The 18,254-nt window shown below is 63.6% G+C and carries 25 protein-coding genes and 1 pseudogene; 17 read left to right on the top strand and 9 right to left on the bottom strand.

From position 1 onward, the window contains the following. Positions 1-58 precede the first annotated feature (58 nt). The gene (locus QYL91_RS01045) at positions 59-625 is read right to left on the bottom strand and encodes a DUF8056 family protein (RefSeq protein ID WP_302081535.1); all 567 of its coding nucleotides are present in this window, start codon (positions 623-625) and stop codon (positions 59-61) included. Positions 626-746: 121 nt separating this feature from the next. Here QYL91_RS01045 and QYL91_RS01040 point away from each other — a divergent pair, with 121 nt between their 5' ends. From QYL91_RS01040 to QYL91_RS01030, 3 genes are all read left to right on the top strand, one after another. Further along, positions 747-2,045: a glucose-6-phosphate isomerase gene (locus QYL91_RS01040; protein ID WP_302081534.1), complete on the top strand. Its 1,299-nt coding sequence runs from the start codon at positions 747-749 to the stop codon at positions 2,043-2,045. Positions 2,046-2,106: 61 nt separating this feature from the next. Further along, on the top strand, positions 2,107-3,258 hold the full coding sequence (locus QYL91_RS01035) for a CPBP family intramembrane glutamic endopeptidase (protein WP_302081533.1): 1,152 nt from the start codon (positions 2,107-2,109) through the stop codon (positions 3,256-3,258). A gap of 85 nt (positions 3,259-3,343) precedes the next feature. Then, the gene (locus QYL91_RS01030) at positions 3,344-3,493 is read left to right on the top strand and encodes a CopG family transcriptional regulator (protein ID WP_302081532.1); all 150 of its coding nucleotides are present in this window, start codon (positions 3,344-3,346) and stop codon (positions 3,491-3,493) included. On the opposite strand, the gene QYL91_RS01025 is transcribed toward QYL91_RS01030, so the two are convergent. Next, the gene (locus tag QYL91_RS01025; protein WP_302081531.1) at positions 3,490-3,948 is read right to left on the bottom strand and encodes an NOB1 family endonuclease; all 459 of its coding nucleotides are present in this window, start codon (positions 3,946-3,948) and stop codon (positions 3,490-3,492) included. The genes QYL91_RS01030 and QYL91_RS01025 overlap by 4 nt on opposite strands. Positions 3,949-3,954: 6 nt before the next feature. Further along, positions 3,955-4,197, bottom strand: coding sequence for a PRC-barrel domain-containing protein (locus QYL91_RS01020; protein WP_302081530.1), 243 nt, complete (start codon positions 4,195-4,197; stop codon positions 3,955-3,957). 93 nt (positions 4,198-4,290) lie between these two features. Here QYL91_RS01020 and QYL91_RS01015 point away from each other — a divergent pair, with 93 nt between their 5' ends. From QYL91_RS01015 to QYL91_RS01005, 3 genes are all read left to right on the top strand, one after another. Next, positions 4,291-4,809 carry a plastocyanin/azurin family copper-binding protein gene (locus QYL91_RS01015; protein ID WP_302081529.1) on the top strand — a complete coding sequence of 173 codons (519 nt, stop codon included), beginning with the start codon at positions 4,291-4,293 and terminating at the stop codon, positions 4,807-4,809. A 97-nt stretch (positions 4,810-4,906) separates the two neighbouring features. Next, positions 4,907-6,715 (top strand): translation initiation factor IF-2, encoded by a 1,809-nt coding sequence (gene infB / locus QYL91_RS01010; RefSeq protein ID WP_302081528.1) that lies wholly within the window; start codon positions 4,907-4,909, stop codon positions 6,713-6,715. 116 nt (positions 6,716-6,831) lie between these two features. After that, a complete protein-coding gene (locus QYL91_RS01005) occupies positions 6,832-7,029 on the top strand; it encodes a DUF8015 family protein (protein WP_302081527.1) in 198 nt (65 codons plus the stop codon). Between the two features lie 4 nt (positions 7,030-7,033). Here the strand turns inward: QYL91_RS01005 and QYL91_RS01000 are convergent, their stop codons facing one another. Then, the gene (locus QYL91_RS01000) at positions 7,034-7,378 is read right to left on the bottom strand and encodes a DUF5811 family protein (protein WP_302081526.1); all 345 of its coding nucleotides are present in this window, start codon (positions 7,376-7,378) and stop codon (positions 7,034-7,036) included. Between the two features lie 120 nt (positions 7,379-7,498). Between QYL91_RS01000 and QYL91_RS18160 the strand changes: the two genes are divergently transcribed. The 3 genes and pseudogenes from QYL91_RS18160 to QYL91_RS18280 all read left to right on the top strand — a co-directional run bounded on the left by QYL91_RS18160 (position 7,499) and on the right by QYL91_RS18280 (position 9,606). Continuing rightward, positions 7,499-7,786, top strand: coding sequence for a DUF4330 family protein (locus QYL91_RS18160; RefSeq protein ID WP_369685606.1), 288 nt, complete (start codon positions 7,499-7,501; stop codon positions 7,784-7,786). 169 nt (positions 7,787-7,955) lie between these two features. Then, complete coding sequence (locus tag QYL91_RS00995) at positions 7,956-8,333, top strand: DUF4330 family protein (RefSeq protein ID WP_302081525.1); 378 nt, start codon at positions 7,956-7,958, stop codon at positions 8,331-8,333. A gap of 56 nt (positions 8,334-8,389) precedes the next feature. After that, positions 8,390-9,606 (top strand): annotated as a pseudogene (locus tag QYL91_RS18280) (IS701 family transposase). Between the two features lie 19 nt (positions 9,607-9,625). On the opposite strand, the gene QYL91_RS00975 reads toward QYL91_RS18280, so the two are convergent. Further along, positions 9,626-10,105: a pyruvoyl-dependent arginine decarboxylase gene (locus tag QYL91_RS00975; RefSeq protein WP_302081522.1), complete on the bottom strand. Its 480-nt coding sequence runs from the start codon at positions 10,103-10,105 to the stop codon at positions 9,626-9,628. A gap of 51 nt (positions 10,106-10,156) precedes the next feature. Further along, entirely contained in the window at positions 10,157-11,290 is a 1,134-nt protein-coding gene (locus QYL91_RS00970) for a multicopper oxidase domain-containing protein (protein ID WP_302081521.1), read from the bottom strand. Positions 11,291-11,440: 150 nt separating this feature from the next. Between QYL91_RS00970 and QYL91_RS00965 the strand changes: the two genes are divergently transcribed. The 5 genes from QYL91_RS00965 to QYL91_RS00945 are packed head-to-tail and all read left to right on the top strand — an operon-like array spanning position 11,441 to position 14,649. Continuing rightward, a complete protein-coding gene (locus QYL91_RS00965; RefSeq protein ID WP_302081520.1) occupies positions 11,441-12,283 on the top strand; it encodes a polyprenyl synthetase family protein in 843 nt (280 codons plus the stop codon). Between the two features lie 40 nt (positions 12,284-12,323). Beyond that, complete coding sequence (locus QYL91_RS00960) at positions 12,324-12,668, top strand: hypothetical protein (protein ID WP_302081519.1); 345 nt, start codon at positions 12,324-12,326, stop codon at positions 12,666-12,668. 48 nt (positions 12,669-12,716) lie between these two features. After that, on the top strand, positions 12,717-13,286 hold the full coding sequence (locus tag QYL91_RS00955) for an AAA family ATPase (protein WP_302081518.1): 570 nt from the start codon (positions 12,717-12,719) through the stop codon (positions 13,284-13,286). Beyond that, positions 13,283-13,690 carry an RNA-binding domain-containing protein gene (locus QYL91_RS00950; RefSeq protein ID WP_302081517.1) on the top strand — a complete coding sequence of 136 codons (408 nt, stop codon included), beginning with the start codon at positions 13,283-13,285 and terminating at the stop codon, positions 13,688-13,690. Before QYL91_RS00955 ends, QYL91_RS00950 begins: the two co-directional genes overlap by 4 nt. Before the next feature lie 59 nt (positions 13,691-13,749). Beyond that, complete coding sequence (locus QYL91_RS00945) at positions 13,750-14,649, top strand: CBS domain-containing protein (RefSeq protein WP_302081516.1); 900 nt, start codon at positions 13,750-13,752, stop codon at positions 14,647-14,649. Between the two features lie 6 nt (positions 14,650-14,655). Here QYL91_RS00945 and QYL91_RS00940 read toward each other — a convergent pair whose 3' ends face one another. The 3 genes from QYL91_RS00940 to QYL91_RS00930 all read right to left on the bottom strand — a co-directional run bounded on the left by QYL91_RS00940 (position 14,656) and on the right by QYL91_RS00930 (position 16,073). Beyond that, positions 14,656-14,871: an HTH domain-containing protein gene (locus tag QYL91_RS00940; protein WP_302081515.1), complete on the bottom strand. Its 216-nt coding sequence runs from the start codon at positions 14,869-14,871 to the stop codon at positions 14,656-14,658. Between the two features lie 62 nt (positions 14,872-14,933). After that, positions 14,934-15,491: a magnesium transporter gene (locus tag QYL91_RS00935; RefSeq protein WP_302081514.1), complete on the bottom strand. Its 558-nt coding sequence runs from the start codon at positions 15,489-15,491 to the stop codon at positions 14,934-14,936. After that, the gene (locus QYL91_RS00930) at positions 15,492-16,073 is read right to left on the bottom strand and encodes a magnesium transporter (RefSeq protein WP_302081513.1); all 582 of its coding nucleotides are present in this window, start codon (positions 16,071-16,073) and stop codon (positions 15,492-15,494) included. A 351-nt stretch (positions 16,074-16,424) separates the two neighbouring features. Between QYL91_RS00930 and QYL91_RS00925 the strand changes: the two genes are divergently transcribed. The 3 genes from QYL91_RS00925 to QYL91_RS00915 are packed head-to-tail and all read left to right on the top strand — an operon-like array spanning position 16,425 to position 18,253. Beyond that, on the top strand, positions 16,425-16,826 hold the full coding sequence (locus QYL91_RS00925; protein ID WP_302081512.1) for a DsrE/DsrF/DrsH-like family protein: 402 nt from the start codon (positions 16,425-16,427) through the stop codon (positions 16,824-16,826). A gap of 10 nt (positions 16,827-16,836) precedes the next feature. Beyond that, complete coding sequence (locus tag QYL91_RS00920) at positions 16,837-17,076, top strand: sulfurtransferase TusA family protein (protein WP_302081511.1); 240 nt, start codon at positions 16,837-16,839, stop codon at positions 17,074-17,076. Between the two features lie 34 nt (positions 17,077-17,110). Continuing rightward, the gene (locus QYL91_RS00915) at positions 17,111-18,253 is read left to right on the top strand and encodes an NAD(P)/FAD-dependent oxidoreductase (RefSeq protein ID WP_302081510.1); all 1,143 of its coding nucleotides are present in this window, start codon (positions 17,111-17,113) and stop codon (positions 18,251-18,253) included. The last annotated feature ends 1 nt before the right edge of the window (position 18,254 follow it).

Genomic DNA, 18,254 nt, shown 5'->3' with positions numbered 1-18,254 from the left:
GTGGTACGCCGGGTCCGGGTTTGTGGGTTTCGGCTGGCGGTGTCCGCTGACGGGTCTGCTATCGATAGCGGCGATGGAGCAGATAGCCGACACCGAGCGCGAGCAGTGGTGGGACTGCGCCGGCGACGGCCGGCAGGTCGTAGAGCAGTTCCACGACGGGTGCGAGCGCGCCGCTGGGGTCGTCCCGGAGTTCCGGTGGCGCACTGATGACAAGCGTGAGATACAGCGAGAACGCAAAGAGGTAGCCACCTGCCGCGAGCGCGCGGTCGTAGGCCAGCGTCGACTCCGTGCGGCGGTGTCGACGGGCGACGAAGACGACTGGCCCGACGAGGGGGACGACCACCAGTGCGCCGACTACGACGACAAAGGAGCGCGCGAAGGTGAACGTCCCGCCGCCGGCACCGAGCGTACTGGCAATCGTCGTGATAGACGCGAAGACGAACACGAGCGCGACCAGTCCCGCCAGCAGGCCGCCGATGACGACGTAACTGCGCAGGAGGCGTGACTCGCTGTGCCGGTAAGCGTAGGGGAACGTCCCGAAGATGCCGCCGTACTCGTCGCTGTCCTCGGTCCCGTCCGTGGCTGCTGTCTCCGTCGGGCTGGCACCTGCCTCGCCGTCGCTCATTGTTCGACGGTTAGTCGGCGAGAGGAAAAGCGGCGCGGTCCGGCCCTGGACAGTCTGACGACCGGTAGTGCCTGCTCCGGGAGTCGTGACACCTATTGCGGCCGGTGGCGAGCACCCATCCATGCACGTAGATATCGGAAACGCGCTCGCGTCGGTAACCGACCCCGGCGTCGGCGCGGACGCCCTCGACGCACTCGACGACCGGGTCGCCAGCGCTCACGACCGCATCGCCAGCGGCATGGCCGACGACGACTTCGGCTACGCTTCGCTGAACCTCCCCGAGCGGACCGACGCCGCTGCCATCGAATCGGCGGTCGAACCACTCGCTGACAGCGATGCCGTTCTCACCGTCGGCATCGGCGGCAGCGCACTCGGCGCGGCGACGGTTTCGACCGCACTCGGCCCCAGCGACACCACCCACCGCGTGCTGGACAACGTCGACCCCGAGGCAGTCACCGAAGTCATCGACGACCTCCCGCTCGAATCGACGGCGGTCAACGTCGTCTCTCGTTCGGGCACGACGGCGGAGACGCTCTCGAATTTCCTCGTGGTTCGGGACGGGATGGACCAGGCTGGCGTCGACTGGACCGACCGGACCGTCGTGACGACCGGCGAGTCGGGACCGCTCCGCGCACTCGCCGAGGAACACGACCTGCCCGCGCTGGAGGTGCCCGACGGCGTTCCGGGCCGCTTTTCGGCGCTGTCTGCGGTCGGACTGGTCCCGGCGGCGATTCAGGGCCACGACATCGAGGCGGTGCTGGCCGGTGGGCAGGCGGCGATGGACTCACTCTCCGATTCGCTGTACGACTGTCCCGCGTACGCCTACGGCGCGCTCGCGTACGCACTCGACCAGCGGGGGGCGTCGGTCAACGCCGTGATGCCCTACGCCGAGCGACTCGAACCCTTCGCGGAGTGGTTCGCACAGCTGTGGGCCGAGAGCCTCGGCAAGGATGGTCTCGGACAGACCCCAGCCCGCGCGCTCGGTGCGACCGACCAACACTCTCAGTTACAACTCTACCGCGCCGGCCCGCGTGACAAGATGGTCACGCTCGTCCGCGCGAGCGAACGCACCGACCGTGAGATTCCCGAAACAGACGTCGACGACCTCGCCTACCTCGGCGGTACGGGCCTTGGCGAGTTGCTCGACGCGGAGTTCGAGGCGACGGAAGCCAGCCTGGCCGCGGCCGGCCGACCCAACGTTCGCATCGAACTCGACCGACTCGACGCCCACGGCATCGGCGAACTGCTCTACGCGATGGAGGCCGCCTGCATCCTCGCGGGCGAACTCTACGGCGTCGAGACGTTCACCCAGCCCGCCGTCGAGTGGGGGAAAAACGCCGCGCGCGGACTGCTCGGGGCCGACGGGGAGTTCCCGGAGGCCGACGCCGTCGCCGAGAAAGAACGCCTCGTCGTCGAGTAATCCCGCCGCCGTGACGTGCCGAACGGTGTGACTTTAGTTTCTGCCGCCACTATCCTTGGCAATGGCAGATGACTCCGCTGGCCTCGAGCGCGGTCCGGCGCGACCGGCCGACCCCCTCCGACCGATTGCGCCGACTATCGGGACGGTCGCGGCGGGGCTGACGCTCGCCGTCCTGTTCGTTCCTGGAACCGGGACCGATACGACGGTCCAGTCGCTTCCGCTGGCGACGCTGGGTCGGGTGGCCGCTGTCGGTGCCCTGCTCGCGTTCGTGCTCGCGCGCCGTGTCGACATCCCAGAACGGGCGGTCGGCGCGCTCGTCGTCGCCGCAGGACTGGTCGTCGCCAGTGCCGACTTGCTCACGCTCTTTGGCGAACTGAACGTCTGGCGACAACCGGCGGGACTCCCGCTGGCCACCGCCGGTGCGATATCCGTCGTCGGGATGGGTGCAGCGATGGCACTGTCGCTCCCGGACCGCCGGGTGTTCTCGGTCACGAAGGCGATTTCGCTGATGACGGCCGTCGGCGGCCTGGGATTTTTCGTCAGCATCGTCGGCGGGAACATCCTCGTCGTCCCCTTCCTCATCGCGCTCGATACGACGGCGACGAGCGTGACCTACCCGCTGTTGACCGTCGCCGTCGCCCTCGCAACCTTTGTCTTCGTCGCCGCCACGCTACGGTGGCTCGGTGCGGACCGCTCGTGGATTGACCTCTCCGTGCCGTCGCTTCGCGGCCTCGGGCTGGTCGTCGCTGGCCTCCTCGTGCTCATCCTGGCGCTGAACGTCCTGACGGCGCTCATCTCGGAACTGGGGCTTCCCGCCGTCGAGAGCGGCGTCGAACAGCAGGCCCGCCAGTCCGACAACCCCGAGTTCCTGCTCGTACTCGCTCCGCTTTCGTTTCTCGCGATTGCACCCAGCGAGGAACTGCTCTATCGGGGACTCGTCCAGAAGTACCTCTATGACACTCTCGGCAAAGTCGGTGCTGTCGTCGCCGCCAGCGCCATCTTCGCGGCGATTCACTTCGGCCAGTACGCCAGTCCGGACCCGCTCCAGATGCTCGTCTCGCTGTCTGTGGTCTTCGTTCTCTCGCTGGTGCTTGGCTACTCCTACGCTCGGTCGGAGAACCTCGTGGTCCCTATCCTCATCCACGGCACCTACAACGCCCTGACCTTCCTCGCGATGTACGCCCGCGTCACCGGCATGGTCCCGACCGGGTGACGGCCGACCCGTTTCTGGGGCGGCTACCGCCGTCCGACGGTTGTCTGACGTGTTTTTATGTGTGCATGCGTCGCAATCTCACGGTATGGCAACCCGGTTTACGGTCGTCTGTGACGACGACCTGGCCCGTGACGTGGAGACGCTGGCACGGGAGTTCGACCTCACCGAGGAGGAGGTGCTCCGCCAGCTCATCGACCTCGGGTTGGCCGAAGTCGACGAGCAAGCTCCGGTCTAGGCGGGGTTCTTTCGGGAGAGTTCGCTTCCGCAGATGGGACAGCGGTCGTGGCTCTCCTCGAACTCGCGGCCACAGCCCTGGCACTGGAAAATCCACTCGCGCTGTTCGGTGATGCCGTCCTGGTTGATGACTTCGACCGGCACCTCCAGTTTTTCGGCGACGTTTTGCATCGCGTAGTCGTCGGTCACCAGCCGACCGTCGAGTTCGAACGCGGCGGCGACAAGCCGGATGTCCGTCCGGGAGAGCTCGTCGAAATCACCCGTCTCGCGGGCGGCCCGTTCGATGCGCTCGACGGTTTCCTCGTCGGGGATGTGGAGGTACATCCCCGACCCCTCCATGGCGTCGAAGCGGTAGGCACTCTCGTCTTCCAGTTCCTCTCGAACGAGCGGAATCGTCGCGATGCGCTCGTCGGTGTGATACTCGTTGATAAAAGCTGAGGAGTCGAGAATATACATCCGAAGTTAGCGTTCGATAATCATGTGGTCTTTCACAGCCTGCACTCGTCCGACGGGGACGAGCAGGCGGCCGGCCTGGTCTGTGTTGAAGTCCGTCTGGACGCCCCGGTCGTCGTTCGGCGTGATGACGAGGTTGTCCAGCCGCCCCGAGTCGAGGTCCATCGTGATATTGTACAGCATGCCGAGTTCCGCTCCGTCAGTGCCCATCACGGCCTTGCCGGAGAGGTTCTCCGCGAGTATCTCTGCCATGCCTCGTTCTTCTGAGTGGGGCAACATAAACGCCACGGGCTGTCTGACGCGGCTAACCCCAGCGACTAACTGCGCTCCGCTCCTCCTGTGGGTATGCACCGTCGCAGACTCCTCCAGTCGCTCGCGGTTGGCCTCACTACTGCTGTCGCCGGCTGTGGTGAGAGTGCCGACGCGACGCCGGCAGAGACGACGCCGGGGCCGGACACGCCAGCCGAATCCTCGACACCAGCGTCCACTGCCACACCGGCTGCAACGCCGACCGAGACGCCGACTGCGACGCCGGAACCGACTCCCGAGCCAACACCGACGCCGATCCCCGCCGCACAGACTGTCGAAGTCGGTGCAGACGGAAGACTCTCGTTTGCACCGGATTCGTTTACCATTCGCGCTGGGGACACCGTCGAGTGGGTCTGGGACAGCAGCAACCACAACGTGACGCCGGAGGCGATGCCGTCCGACGCCGACTGGACCGGCTCGCCCGGTTCGCCCGACCGACTCTTCGACGAGGGGTACACGTACCGCTATACGTTCGAGGTGGCGGGCGAGTACACCTACTACTGCAATCCACACCGTGGGGCAGGGATGACAGGGTCGTTTACCGTCACCGAGTGACAGCGGTTGACGGGGGCGTTTGCGCGTCGCCCGAAAGACGATGTACTTAACTGCCGAGGGAGGCTGGGTTCAACCAAGCATTTTAGGGTGAGACGGGATGTCTGAAGAGAAACAAACCGACACGACAGAGGCGGCGACGTTGCGCACCCCCATCGTCGCCGTCCTCGGTCACGTCGATCACGGCAAGACCAGCCTCCTCGACCAGATTCGCGGCTCCGCAGTCAGCGAGGGTGAGGCTGGCGCGATTACCCAGCACATCGGCTCGACGGCCGTCCCACTCTCGGTTATCTCGGACGTTGCTGGGGACCTCGTCGACCCCGACGACTTCGACCTCCCCGGCCTGCTCTTTATCGACACGCCGGGCCACCACTCGTTTTCGACGCTCCGCTCGCGCGGGGGTGCGCTCGCGGACATCGCCGTCCTTGTCGTCGACGTCAACGACGGTTTCCAGCCACAGACCCACGAGGCAATCGACATTCTCAAGCGCACGGCGACGCCCTTCATCGTCGCTGCGAACAAAATCGACACGACGCCGGGGTGGAACCCCGAGAAGGACCGTCCCTCGAAAGTCGCTATCGAGGCCCAATCGGACCGCGTCGAGACGGACCTAAACGAGAACCTCTACGAGATTATCGGCCAGCTCTCGGATTCGGGCTTCTCGGCGGACATGTACTGGCGCGTCCAGAACTTCCAGAGCAACATCGGCGTCGTTCCCGTCTCCGCCGAAACTGGCGAGGGCATTCCGGACCTGCTGACGGTGCTGATGGGCCTGTCCCAGCGCTACATGAAAGAGGAGATGGCCGTCGACGTCGACGGCCCCGGCGCGGGCACAGTCCTGGAGGTCAAGGACACGCAGGGCTTCGGGACGACACTCGACGCCGTCATCTACGACGGGACGATTCGCGAGGACGACCAGATTGTCGTCGGTGGCCTGACCAGACCAATCGTCACCGAGGTCCGTGCCCTCTTGGAGCCGAAACCGCTCTCGGAGATTCGGACCGACGAGGAGTTCGAGAGCGTCCCCGAAGTCACCGCGGCCGACGGTGTGAAAATCGCAGCGCCGGACCTAGACGACGCGATGGCCGGCGCACCGATTCGTGTGGTTCGTGACCGCGACGTAGACGAAGTTATCGCCGAAGTCGAACAGGAACTGGCCGAAATCGAGGTTACGACCGAGGAGGAAGGCCTCGTCGTCAAGGCCGATACGCTCGGAAGTCTCGAAGCGCTCGCCAGCACCCTCGCGGAGGCAGAAATTCCAATCATGCGCGCGGAGGTCGGCGACGTCGCACCGCGGGACATCCGCGTCGCCGAGACGGCAAACGAGTCGACCCACCGCGCGATTCTCGCCTTCAACGTCGACGTGCTCAGCGATGCGCGAAACCTGGCCGAGCAAGAAGAGGTCAAACTGTTCGAAAACGACGTCATCTACCGGCTCATCGAGGAGTACGAGGAACACGTCGAATCCATCGAACAGGCCCAACAAGAGCAGGTCCTAGAAAACATCACCAGACCCGCCCGCTTCGAGATTCTCGACGACCACACCTTCCGCCAATCCGACCCCGCCGTCGTCGGCGTCGAAATCCGCGGCGGCCTCCTCCGGCGCAATTCACGCATCGTCAAATTCGACGGCTCCGAACCCGAACGCGTCGGGATGCTCAAGACGGTGCAAGACGAGGGCGAAGACGTCGACGAGGCACGCACCGGCGAGCGCGTCGCCGTCTCCATCGACGGCCCGACCGTCGGCCGCCAAATCGAGGAGGGCGACGAACTGTGGGTGGAGATTCCCGAGAAACACGCAAAGATTCTCGAACAGGAACTCACCGAGGATATCACCGCCGACGAGCGGGAAGTCCTCTCGATGTACCTCGACAAACACCGCGAACGGGACCCCTTCTGGGGCAAATAACCCGACCACAGCCGCCGTCTTTTCGAACGAGCCGAGCCACTTTGGGGAGCCGCGGCACTCCGTCGACACCACGAGTAATAATATTTAATTAGGTCGCGACGCAACGGCCTGATACGATGCTTCCCGGCGACTCAGTGACGAGACACGACCTGTTGCTGGCAGCGATAGCACTGCCACTCGTGGTCGCTGGGATGGCTGGCGCGCTCTTGCCAGTTGGAATGTCAGTCGCGCTCGGTGCCGGGAGCGTACCGGCGACGGGGACGATGGGCTATGCGTTGTTCTATCGTCCGCCGGGGAGACACGAAACTGCGTGAGAATTTACTGGGCTGTCGGGGAGGGGTCGTCGGGCATCGCCTGTTTCATCTGGAGCGCCGCGCTCGCGGCGAGTCCCATCGCGAGGTCCTCGCGTTCGGGCTCCTCGATAGTGATGTCTTCTTCGGGTGCGTAGTCGGCGGAGACGACCGAGCCGACCGGGGGCTGGACGGCGACGGTCGCTCGCGGGCCGTTGTTGCCCTCTGTAATCTCCGAGCCGACGACGAACTCGCTGGGGAGCAGTTCGCGGGTCCGGGCGGCGACACTGGAGAGGTCCTGTCGGAGCGCCTTCCGCTGGTCTGCAGTGAGTTCGACGGCCGGTTCGTCGCCGAACGGCGTGTTTCCATACATGCGGAGTGACTCATCGATACGGGTGGCGGACTTAAAAACTCGCCGGCTCTCACGATATTGCCCGGTGGGATGAACGGCCGGCACACTGTGAGCTGACTGCGTCTGTCACCGACACTTACAATGCCGGCTTACTACCATTTCCAGTATCACATGCAGATAATCGATTCAGAGGGACGCCTCCTCGGATACGTCAACGTTGTCGATGCTCTGGTTCTTCTGTTTGTTTTGGCGGTTCTGGTAGCTGGAGTTGCGCTCGTTACTGGCGCGGGCGACCAGTTGAACCAGGTAGAACCCTCGTCGGAGAAGGTGACGGTACAGGTTGTGACAACTGTCTCTGAGCCAGTCTCTGGACACGTAAATGAGGGTGGATCAGTACAATGTTGGTCAACGGACGGTCGCCGAAATTGATTCGGTAGCTGTGTATCCCGTCGCTGAGTCGTCTAAACAGCGACTTGTGACGACGCTTACGCTCAGGACATCGGTCATAGATGGTCAACGACAGTTCCTCGAAAATCCGGTTCGAATTGGTTCTACTATTCCGTTTGAGAATTCTTCCTACCAATTCAATGGGACCATCGTGAGCCAAACTAACTCACGGTACGGTACTCCGGTCGATGCGACCCTCCAGGTTGAGTGGGAAGATGTTCGGCCAGCGCTGGCCGACGCCGTCACCGCCGGAATGGCCGAACAGCACCGTGGGGCAGACGCCACCATTACCGACGTGACGCGCGAACCTGCGACCGAAATTCTCCGAACCGAGAGTGGGAACATCTACGCCCGTGACCACCCTGTCAACGAGGACGTGACACTCACTGTCTCTGTCGGGGCACGACAGACCAATGACGGTACCCTCTGGTTTCACGGTCGACCAGTCCAGACCGGCGATACCGTTGTCCTCGATTTCGGGTCGGTGACTGTCGACGGGACGGTCACCGACACGGCCGTCGACGGCTGAGTTACTCGGCTCTGCACGTTTAAGTAGGGGCGTGGTGTAGGCAGCATTGAAACCTGATGCTGCCGATTACGGATTTCCTCTCGTGCACCGACGTGCTGGATGAATTCGACTCGCTATCATATCATCAAACGACTCACGCCAAAACGTACGTGACAGGTCTTGCTGCGGGCCGCAGCAAGACTGTAACCGGAATTGCACGAGAGGTCCTTCCCGCCGGAAGTGACCGAGCACTCAACAAGTTCATCACTGAATACGATTGGGATGAGGATCAGCTCAATCACGAGCGGTTAGAGGAACTGCAAAAACACGGAGAGACACGCTGGTCACAAGACGGCTACATCGTTATTGACGATTCAGTTATCCAGCGAACCGGGAAGTCTCTTCCCGGTGCTGGAGAGTTCTACGATCACTCTGAGGGTGAGCCTGTTTGGGGACAGAACCTCGTCTACGCGTTCTATACCGATGAGAAAACGTCCTATCCACTTGCTTTTCGCCAGTACGAGAAGGCCGACGACGAGGACGAGGAAGACGAACAGGAGACAAAATACGACCTCGCACGAGAGATAATCACGGAATTAGAAGAAGAGGTAGGTGTGCCTGCGGACACCTACCTCTTCGATGCATGGTTTGCTCATGACTCCGGTCTGATCGAACACGTCGAATCACACGGCAAGGACTGGATTGGACCACTACGGGGCAACCGACAGGTTACCTACGCGAACAAAGAGAGACCGTCGATGCGCTCGAAGAGTGCATCGACAAGGAAGAGCGAGAAGTTGACGGTGAAACGTACAAAATCTGGACTAAGACAGTCCCTATCTCGAAATTAGGTGAGGTTCGGCTGGTAATCACAGAGAAGGTTACCGATGAGGACGACGAGAATCCGGTCAAGTACCTCGCAACAAACAAGATTGACGCGCCTTCGGCACACATTATTCGGAGTTATTCGTACAGATGGCGAGTAGAGACATTCTTCGAGGACTCGAAAGAGGATCTTGGCTTAGGAGACTGCGAGGTTCGTGATTCTGACGGTGCCAGTCGTCACTGGCACCTTCAGATGCTGGCCTACAGCCTTCTTCGGCTTGGTCCGGAACCGAGCGCCTCGGAGCGACTTGTCTCGAAAGCCTCGTCGCTCCGATCACAACTCGAACACGGTCTCAAGGAGACGATCTACAACATGTTTTCGTGGGTGCGCGATCAACCAGACCGCGATCTCGATGGACTGATGAAAGACATCGACCACCTCTTTCTCCATTCTGAGGGCAGTTTATAAACGTGCAGAGTCGAGTGAGTTACAAAATCGGCGTACTGTCGCCGTAGACCGCACAGACAATCAGTGCCGTGTGTTCGTCCGCGCTTGCCGGTGTCTCCCGAACCAGCGTGTCCTCGTCGACGAACGTCCAGTCACGAAGTTCCGTCCCTGCATCGAGGCCGCGCTCGATAGTCTCTCGAACCTCGGCGGTATCCTCGCCGGTCGCCTCGTAGAAGATGCCTCGCCCTGACTCGCTGCGCGCCCATCCGATGCCGGCGGCGGCAGCGCCCGATTCACCTGGTGCCGTCGTCGCTTTGCTCTGGACGACGGTGAGGCGGTTGCCGACCGGCCCCAGGTCGGGTGCCGTGCCGACGACCTCCAGCGGTGGCTCGGCGGGGATGACCGAGGAGACGGTCACGAGATTGTAGTTGTGGATGTTCGCGTCGGCCAGGGCGGCGTCGTAGGCGGCCATAGCCGTCGGGCCGGTGGCGCTGCCCCACACGACCCGCAAGATGTTCATAGAGTCCGTAGCAGACGGAGCAGAATAAGGCGTTTCGTCTTCGGCCGTCGACTACGCCTCGTAGCCGGCGTAGCTCATCAGGTCCGCGAAGATGTCCGTGTCCATGACGCTCTCGTAGACGATGCCGCCGAGCATCCCACCGGGGTAGGTGTTGCCGTTCATGACGTGGTTGACCTTGTGACAGTGCATGAGGTAGATGCCGGGGTCGACGGTGGCGTCGAACTCGATGGTCCGACGCTGGGCGGGCGCGATGTTGACGACGTCTTCCTCGTGCTGGGCCGCCTCGGGCACCTGGCCGCCGTCTTTCTCGACGGTCCGGAAGCGGTGGTTGTGGAGGTGCATCGGGTGGCTGTTGTAGCCGGCGTTGACGAAGTGAAGCCGGACCGTGTCGCCCTCCGAAACGATGATGGGCGAGCCCTTCTCCGGGTGGAGTGTCCGGGGTGCGGACTTGCCGTTGACGGTGAAGATGTCGGGGTTGCGGTTCCGCGGGTCGTAGCTGGCGTCTTCACCGGCGAACTGCCGGGAGAGCCCCGAGTCCCAGTCCCGAATAGTCATGAAGTACTCCTTGTCGGCCGGTTCGTAGTCTTTCGGGTCGACGCGGAGAATGCCGTACATCCCCATCTCGATGTGGCGGTGGGTCTGGTAATGGCAGTGATAGAGGTGGGTCCCGGGAACGTTGGCCGGAATCTCGTAGGTGTGTTTCTCCCCGGGTCCGACCGTGATTCCCGTCGTCGTGGGGACGCCGTCGTTCTCCCACGTCTTGGTCACCCCGTGGAAGTGCAGGGTGTGGGGCATGCTGTGGCCGGTGTTGTCGAGCGTAATCTCCATGTCTTCGCCTTCCGTCGTCCGGATAATCGGGCCGGGGACGCTTGGCTCGCCGTCGTCGGCTTTGAACGCCCACACGTGGGGGAGCTCGACCGGTCCGCCCATCGTCTCCTCGGGGTGTACGTCGTGGCGAGCGGCGACGGAGCTGATAGTCAGCTCGTTTCCTTGCTCGTCGACGTTGACGACTTCCGGCGGGCTGGTCGTCGGGAGGTCGTTTTGCTGTTGTTGAGTCCCCTCGCCGTCGCCAGCCTTCGGCGCAGCCGCACAGCCCGCGGCGCCCACGATACCCGCGGTACCTGTTGCCTTGACAAAGTCACGCCGCGACAGTCCGTCTCCGGGAGCACCGATTGGGTGAGTCATTACACCGTGGGGTAAGAAGACCCGCCATATACGGGGTCGCAGGATTCTCGGCTGCCAGGAGGGGACGGGAAGATGTTCGGCCGGTCTTTATATGTACTCGAACGACGAGAGTCGTCACGTACTTCCCGAACAATCCCCTAGCACGCTCTAATGGAGTATCTGGAGAGTCGCCGCGAACGCGTCGAGGACCGGTTGACGGCGGTCCTCGAGGCGGTCGAACCCGACGAACTCCGCACGGAGGTCGAACACGTCGCGCTCGCTGGCGGCAAGCGCGTTCGTCCGACGGTCACGGTGTTAGTCTGTGAGGCACTCGACGGGGACGTCGAGACGGCAGTCGACTACGCCGTCGGCGTCGAACTCGTCCACAACGCCTCGCTGGTCATCGACGACATCATCGACGATTCCGAACGCCGCCGTGACACGCCTGCCGCCTGGACCGAATTCGGCTACGGTCCCGCTATCGTCGCTTCCGACGGCCTGCTCGGCGAGGCTTTCGCGCTCTTTTCGGCCAACGAGCGCGCGATGCAGGCCGTCGCCGAGTCGATGGTCGAACTCGGCGAGGGGGAGGCGACCGAACTCGTCGACCAGCCAGTCACCGAAGAAGAGTACGTGGAACTGGCTCGCCGGAAGACGGGCGCGCTCTTTCGTGCGGCGGCCGAACTGGGCGCGATAGCCGCCGACGCCGACGCCTACACCGTCGAAGCCTTCGGGCAGTACGCCGAGCGCGTCGGCGTCGCCTTCCAGATGCGCGACGACGTCCTCGACGCGACGGCAAACGCCGAACAGCTCGGCAAGCCGACCGGCCACGACGCCGAGATGGAACGCCCCTCCATCGTCGAGGTGACCGACCTCACCCCTGAGGAGGCAAACGAGCGGGCACACGACACCTCCGACGCCGCGCTGGCCGCACTCGACTCGGTCGACATCGAGGACTCACAGGCGATGGCGTATCTCCGGGACCTCGCGGAGTTTGTCGTCGTCCGTGACAGGTAACGCCAGAACCTCTTTGTCGGTCGGTGTTGTACCGACGCATATGGGAACTGGATTGGAACTCGACGAAATCGTCGACCGCCCTGACCACCTCCGGACGGTCCTTCGACCACTCGCCATCTGGCTGGGCATCACCTCGTTTTTCGTCGGCGCAATCTCGCTCGGTTCGGCACTCGCGACCCAATCGGGGACTGTCGAGGCTACCACCGGGCCGATGTTGCTCTTGCTCGGCGTCTCGCTGGCGGGTGGGGGCTTCCTGATGGAACCGACGGAACTGTTTCTCGACCCCGAAATCGAGTTCGACGGCCGAACGTGGTACGTCGTCGCCGGCTCGTCGGTCTGTCTGCTCGCACTCGCGGTTGTTGCCGGATTTTTCCTCGTCCTGTAGCCTCGCCGAGACGCAGTCCTTATCTTGGTCTCCGAGTAAGCGACCGGTATGACTGTCATCGGAATCGTCGGCCTCCCCGGAAGCGGCAAGAGCGAGGCCGCCGCCGTCGCTGCCGACCTCGACATCCCCGTCGTGACGATGGGCGATGTCATCAGGGCGGAGTGTCGCGACCGGGGACTTGACCCTGCGACCCACCACGGCGAGGTTGCCACGGCCCTCCGTGAGGAAAACGGGCCGGGCGCCATCGCCGAGCGGTCGCTCCCGGTCATCGAGTCGGAACTGGAGACGGCCGAGACGGTGCTGGTCGATGGCATCCGCTCGGACACCGAGGTCGACCGTTTCGAAGACGCCTTCGGCGCGGACTTCGTGCTCGTCAGCATCGAGGCCCCCTTCGAGGAACGCGCCGAGCGCCTCGACCTGCGGGGACGGGATGCGAGCGCCGAAGACGGCGGGGAGTCACTCGAAGACCGCGACGAGCGCGAACTCGGATTCGGCATGGGTGAGGCGATGGAACGGGCCGACCTGACCATCGAGAACACCGACTCGCTGGCGGCGTTTCACGACCGCGTGCGCACGCTCCTGACCGAGGGCCCCACAGCAATGACGGACAACCAATGATATACAGCATCGACGCCGAAATCACGGCACCGGTGTACGACACGGAAGTGACCGACCGGGTCGCAGACGCCATCACGGCCATCTTCCCGACCGCAGACCCCGAGTTTCGACACGGCGAACTCCACGCGACGGTCCACGACGTCGAACACGTCTCGGAACTGCTCCACAGACAGGAGATTCTCGACACTGCCCGGGGCATCTTCTTCGAGACGCTGTCCGACGACACCGTCTCCTTTCAGCTGAAAAAGCAGGCCGCCTTCGAGGGCGTGGTGAACTTCTCCGTCGACGAGCCGGGCGAACTCGGTGCTATCACGGTTCGCGTCCGCGTCGAGGACCCGACTGCCGAGGAGTTTATCGACCACATCGCGCCCCCGACCGAGGACGGCAAACCGGTCGACACCTGACGGGCGCGTGTCTCCCGGCAGGGCATTGATTAGGCCGGGGGACGACCCTCACCATATCGATGCTTGCGCCCATCACGGTCGAAGAGGTCATGCGCTCGCCCGTCGAGACGATACAACCGTCTGATTCCGTCCGGACAGCAGCAACGCGGCTGTTCGAAGCGGGAATCGGCTCGCTCGTCGTCTGTGAGAACGGGAGTCCGGTCGGTATCATCACCGACGTCGACATCTCACAGCTCGTCTCGGAGGGACACGACCCCGAAACGACGGCAGTCGAGGTGGTGATGTCGACACCACTCGTCTCCGTCGCCGTCGACGAGCCAATCGAGGACGCCGCCGAACGGATGCGAGCACACAACATCAAGCGCCTGCCCGTCGTCGAAGACGAGACTGTCGTCGGCATCGTCACGACGACGGACCTGGCGAACTTCCTTCCGCATCTCGTCCAGATGGGGCGCGACGAGGAACCCGACACTGACCGCGAGCGGGTGAGCGTCCGCGCCGACACCGCCTACGAGCGCGACGAGTGGACCTTCGAGTACCTGGGCAACGAGGCACAGATAGACGTCGGCGACACGGTCCGGTTTACGAAGACGATCTCCGAGGCGGACGTCGAAGCCTTCGCCGAGGCCAGCGGCGACACGAACCGCCTCCACATGGACGAGGAGTTCGCAGCCCAGACCCGGTTTGGCGGCCGTATCGCCCACGGCACTCTCGTCGTCGGTATCATCAGTTCGGCGCTCGCGCGCCTCCCTGGGATGGTAATTTATCTCTCACAGGACGTGAGCTATCTCGGCCCCGTCCCGCTGGGCGAAGAAGTCACTGCGGTGTGTGAGGTCGTCGAGAACATCGGGAACAATCGCTTCCGGCTCTCGACGGAAGTCGTCCGCAGCGACGACGAGGCGGTCATCGACGGGGAGGCGGCGGTCATCGCCGACTCGGTTCCCGACGGCGCCGAGTGAAGGCAGTCAGTCCGATGCCGACCGTGTTCGGACGGTGTCTTGCTCGACGATGGCGTACTGTCCACCTGTAACCAGTCGAATCTGGCCGTCTCGCTGGAGTGTTCTACAGCGCCGCTCGACCGTCGAGGGGTGTGCATCGAGCAACTGCGCGAGTTCCGGCCCGCTCGCCGGACCGTGCTCGTCGAGGAGTGCCGGGATGTCGAACTCTGGCTGGTGGCCCATCTGTCTCCAGTCAGGCTAGCCCCTCTATGGGAACGTATCTCATCCCTCCTATTTTCGGTATTTTATAACACCAGCTCCACGACGACGAAGAGCACGACGACACCGAGCACGTCACAGATGTTGGTCACCGCCGGAATCACGACGTCGTCGGGGTCGAGTTCGAACCGGTAGGCGGCGTAGGTGGCGATGACGGTGACCGTCACCGCGAGAACCGAAAGGACGAGACCGCTGATGACGGCGATGGTGGCGACAGTCAGCGGGGCGAGGCGTGCGGTGGCAGTCAGGTCCGCCAGAACCCAGGCACCGAGGCCGATAAGCGGGAACACCGTCGCCGCGAGCAGCACCGTCGTCACGGCGTTGCCGGCGAGCGTGTCGTCGGTCGGGTCAAAGGAGAGTGTCCCCAGGTGAAACGCAGTCGAGAGCCGGGCCGCGAGGATGCTCCCGAGGTTTCCGGCCGTCCCGATGGTGACGGGGACGAGCACGAGCAAGGAGGGCGAGCGCAGCAGTTGGGCCTGGAAACTCCCGAGGACGAGGCCACTGCCGATTTCGACGAGCGTGAGCACGAGCAAGACGGGGAGCATCGCCCGCGTTATCGCCCGGACTGTCCAGTCGGTCTGCATCTATCCCACTCCCGTAATCGCGAGGACGATTCTGACCGCGAGCAGGAGGAAGGCAACCCCGAACACGTCGCCCGCGGTGGTGACGATCGGACCGACCAGCGTGTCGGGGTTGTACCCGCGTCGATACCCGGCAAACACCACGACGACGACAGTCGCAGAGAGGACGACACCCGAGAGCAGTCCCGCGAGCAGCGCAATCCCGACGAGCGTTCCAAGCGGTGCCGGGGAGTCGCCCAGCACAGTCAGCGCCACGAAAGCGAGGACGGCCGCGAACACGCTCGCTATCAGCCCGTTCGAGACGGCGGCGACGACCGCCCGGTACAGCCTGTTGTCGGCCTCGCGGATATTCGCCGTCACGAGCCCCTGGTGGAGGCCGGTCGCCAGTCGCGCACCGAGCGACCCGTAGACGTTCCCACGAGTGGCGAGCAACGCCGGCACCAACACGAGCAACCCGGGGACCGCCTGAAACTCCGCGCGCATCCCGCCCAGGACGACGCCCGCGAGCAGGCCGCCGACGGCACTTGCAGCAAGCGCCGGCAGTCCCTCCCGGTATGCAGTCCCGACGACTTCGCGGATAGTCACCGACACTCACCCCCGCTGTCGCCCGGCCAGGGTGGGGCTGGCTGGCTCCCAGTGTCGCGTGCCACCCGGGCGACCACGTTCATCGGTTGTGGCCACGGCCCCCGGGACTAAAAATACCGCCTCCTCGCGCCTGTCGATACTCCGAGTTGGACGTGCCGTGCTGTGGCTGGCCCCTGTCTGCGTTCCACCAGAAACGCGCACTTTCCACTCGGACGGATGTTCGATAATGAGACAATAGCAAACATCTAAAAGACATTTTAAACAACTCTAGTGGTGGTCTATTCTCACAGTCTTGGAAAGAACACACACTATTATATATGCTGGGTGGATACGTTCACCTGGGTGAGTCCCATGTCAGGATACGCAATAGTAGTCGCGTCGAGCGAGCTCGAGCGGATACAGGCGGTCAGTATGATCGGGTCGATAGCAGCGTCGTCGGATACACCGGTCGAGGTGTTCGTGACGATGAACGGGCTGACGGCCTTCAACCGCGACCGCGTCGAAAGCGGTGATTTCGACGTCGGCGGCCCGGTCGGCCAGGCGATGCTCTCCAGTGAGGGCGACGAGATGCCCATCTTTACCGAGCAACTCGCACAGGCCAAAGAACTCGGGCCGCTGTCGGTGTACGCCTGCTCGATGGCGATGGACGTCATGGGAACCGAACTGGACGACTACGTGGACGTGTTCGACGAGGAACTCGGCGTCGCCGGCTTCCTCTCACGCGCTCGCGACAAACAGGTGCTGTTCGTCTAAACTGAAAACTATGAGTGAATCAATCCAACCCGACGTGACGGTCGACTCGCGCGGTGCAACGTGTCCCGGTCCGCTGATGGACCTTATCGGCAAGGTCAAAGAGGCAGACTCCGGGACCGTCATCGAACTACAGACGTCTGACGACTCCTCGAAAAGCGACGTCCCCGACTGGCTCGACGAAGCGGGCCACGAACTGCTGGACGTCGTCGAACACGACGACCACTGGAGCGTCTACGTGGAGACCTCGTGACCCACGACGGGCACGGCTCTCGTTCCCCAGAAGCATGACCGAACACATACTCATTGTCGGCGGTGGCACCGGCGGCACGGTACTGGCGAATCGACTCGCAGAGAAACTCGCTCCCGAAATCGACAGCGGGGACGTCCAGGTGACGATGGTCACCGACAACGAGGACCACGTCTACAAACCGACGTTCCTCTACGTCCCGTTCGGGAAAAAGACCACAGCGGACGCTCGCCGGCCGGTCCGCGAGCTGGTCGACCGGCGCGTCGACATCACCTACGACCGGGTGACAGACGTCGACACCGACGGCCAGCGACTCTCGCTTGCCGACGGGCGACCGCTCGACTACGACCACCTCACGCTCGCGATGGGCGTCGAGCTCGTCCCCGACGAGGTACCCGGACTCCAGGAGGGAGGCCACCACTTCTACGGGGCCGACGGCGCCGAACAGCTCCAGGAGGCTCTCGCGGAGTTCACCGAGGGACACCTCGTGTTGAGCGTCATCGGCGTCCCGCACATGTGCCCGGCCGCACCGGTCGAGTTCACGCTGATGGCCGACGACTGGCTCCGCAAGCGCGGCGTCCGCGAGGACGTCGAGATTACGTATACCTACCCCATCCAGCGGGCCCACGGCATCCAGTCGGTGGCAGACTGGGCGACCGACCAGTTCGAGGAGCGCGACGTCAACGTCGAGACGTTCTTCAACGCCGACGAGGTCGACCCCGAGGAGAAGGTCCTGCACACGATGGAGGGCAACGAACTCGACTTCGACCTGCTCGTTGGCATCCCGCCCCACACCGGCAGCGACCTCGTGACAGATGCCGGACTCGGTGACGGCGGCTGGGTCGACGTGGACAAGCACACGCTCGAAGCGACGGCCGCAGACGACGTCTACGCCATCGGTGACGTGGCTGACGTCCCCACCAGCAAGGCAGGCAGCGTCGCCCACTACGAGGCCGGCGTCGTCGCCGACCGCATCGCGAGCAACGCCCGCGGCCAGGTTCCTACCGCGACCTACGAAGGCAAGACGGTGTGTTTCATCGAGGCCGGCATGGACGAGGCAACGTTCATCGAGTTCAACTTCGGCGACGAACCGACGGTCCGGCCCGCCTCGAAGCCCGTTCACTGGGCGAAGTTGGGCTACAACGAATCGTATTGGCTGACCGCCAGGGGACTCCTGTGAG

This window comes from Salinibaculum rarum (genome assembly GCF_030505615.1).
Classification (GTDB): domain Archaea; phylum Halobacteriota; class Halobacteria; order Halobacteriales; family Haloarculaceae; genus Salinibaculum; species Salinibaculum rarum.
This window is presented reverse-complemented; position numbering and strand designations above follow the sequence as displayed.

What these genes read in the sequence shown, in the direction of transcription:
- QYL91_RS00960 (WP_302081519.1), top strand. Translation starts at nt 12,324, where the DNA reads ATGGGAACTGGATTGGAACTCGACGAAATCGTCGACCGCCCTGACCAC.
- QYL91_RS01040 (WP_302081534.1), top strand. Translation starts at nt 747, where the DNA reads ATGCACGTAGATATCGGAAACGCGCTCGCGTCGGTAACCGACCCCGGC.
- QYL91_RS00950 (WP_302081517.1), top strand. Translation starts at nt 13,283, where the DNA reads ATGATATACAGCATCGACGCCGAAATCACGGCACCGGTGTACGACACG.
- QYL91_RS01020 (WP_302081530.1), bottom strand. Translation starts at nt 4,197, where the DNA reads ATGGCAGAGATACTCGCGGAGAACCTCTCCGGCAAGGCCGTGATGGGC.
- QYL91_RS00945 (WP_302081516.1), top strand. Translation starts at nt 13,750, where the DNA reads ATGCTTGCGCCCATCACGGTCGAAGAGGTCATGCGCTCGCCCGTCGAG.
- QYL91_RS01035 (WP_302081533.1), top strand. Translation starts at nt 2,107, where the DNA reads ATGGCAGATGACTCCGCTGGCCTCGAGCGCGGTCCGGCGCGACCGGCC.
- QYL91_RS00965 (WP_302081520.1), top strand. Translation starts at nt 11,441, where the DNA reads ATGGAGTATCTGGAGAGTCGCCGCGAACGCGTCGAGGACCGGTTGACG.
- QYL91_RS00920 (WP_302081511.1), top strand. Translation starts at nt 16,837, where the DNA reads ATGAGTGAATCAATCCAACCCGACGTGACGGTCGACTCGCGCGGTGCA.
- QYL91_RS01030 (WP_302081532.1), top strand. Translation starts at nt 3,344, where the DNA reads ATGGCAACCCGGTTTACGGTCGTCTGTGACGACGACCTGGCCCGTGAC.
- QYL91_RS00940 (WP_302081515.1), bottom strand. Translation starts at nt 14,871, where the DNA reads ATGGGCCACCAGCCAGAGTTCGACATCCCGGCACTCCTCGACGAGCAC.
- QYL91_RS01005 (WP_302081527.1), top strand. Translation starts at nt 6,832, where the DNA reads ATGCTTCCCGGCGACTCAGTGACGAGACACGACCTGTTGCTGGCAGCG.
- QYL91_RS18160 (WP_369685606.1), top strand. Translation starts at nt 7,499, where the DNA reads ATGCCGGCTTACTACCATTTCCAGTATCACATGCAGATAATCGATTCA.
- QYL91_RS01025 (WP_302081531.1), bottom strand. Translation starts at nt 3,948, where the DNA reads ATGTATATTCTCGACTCCTCAGCTTTTATCAACGAGTATCACACCGAC.
- QYL91_RS01045 (WP_302081535.1), bottom strand. Translation starts at nt 625, where the DNA reads ATGAGCGACGGCGAGGCAGGTGCCAGCCCGACGGAGACAGCAGCCACG.
- QYL91_RS00975 (WP_302081522.1), bottom strand. Translation starts at nt 10,105, where the DNA reads ATGAACATCTTGCGGGTCGTGTGGGGCAGCGCCACCGGCCCGACGGCT.
- QYL91_RS01015 (WP_302081529.1), top strand. Translation starts at nt 4,291, where the DNA reads ATGCACCGTCGCAGACTCCTCCAGTCGCTCGCGGTTGGCCTCACTACT.
- QYL91_RS00935 (WP_302081514.1), bottom strand. Translation starts at nt 15,491, where the DNA reads ATGCAGACCGACTGGACAGTCCGGGCGATAACGCGGGCGATGCTCCCC.
- QYL91_RS00915 (WP_302081510.1), top strand. Translation starts at nt 17,111, where the DNA reads ATGACCGAACACATACTCATTGTCGGCGGTGGCACCGGCGGCACGGTA.
- QYL91_RS01000 (WP_302081526.1), bottom strand. Translation starts at nt 7,378, where the DNA reads ATGTATGGAAACACGCCGTTCGGCGACGAACCGGCCGTCGAACTCACT.
- QYL91_RS00925 (WP_302081512.1), top strand. Translation starts at nt 16,425, where the DNA reads ATGTCAGGATACGCAATAGTAGTCGCGTCGAGCGAGCTCGAGCGGATA.
- infB (WP_302081528.1), top strand. Translation starts at nt 4,907, where the DNA reads ATGTCTGAAGAGAAACAAACCGACACGACAGAGGCGGCGACGTTGCGC.
- QYL91_RS00970 (WP_302081521.1), bottom strand. Translation starts at nt 11,290, where the DNA reads ATGACTCACCCAATCGGTGCTCCCGGAGACGGACTGTCGCGGCGTGAC.
- QYL91_RS00955 (WP_302081518.1), top strand. Translation starts at nt 12,717, where the DNA reads ATGACTGTCATCGGAATCGTCGGCCTCCCCGGAAGCGGCAAGAGCGAG.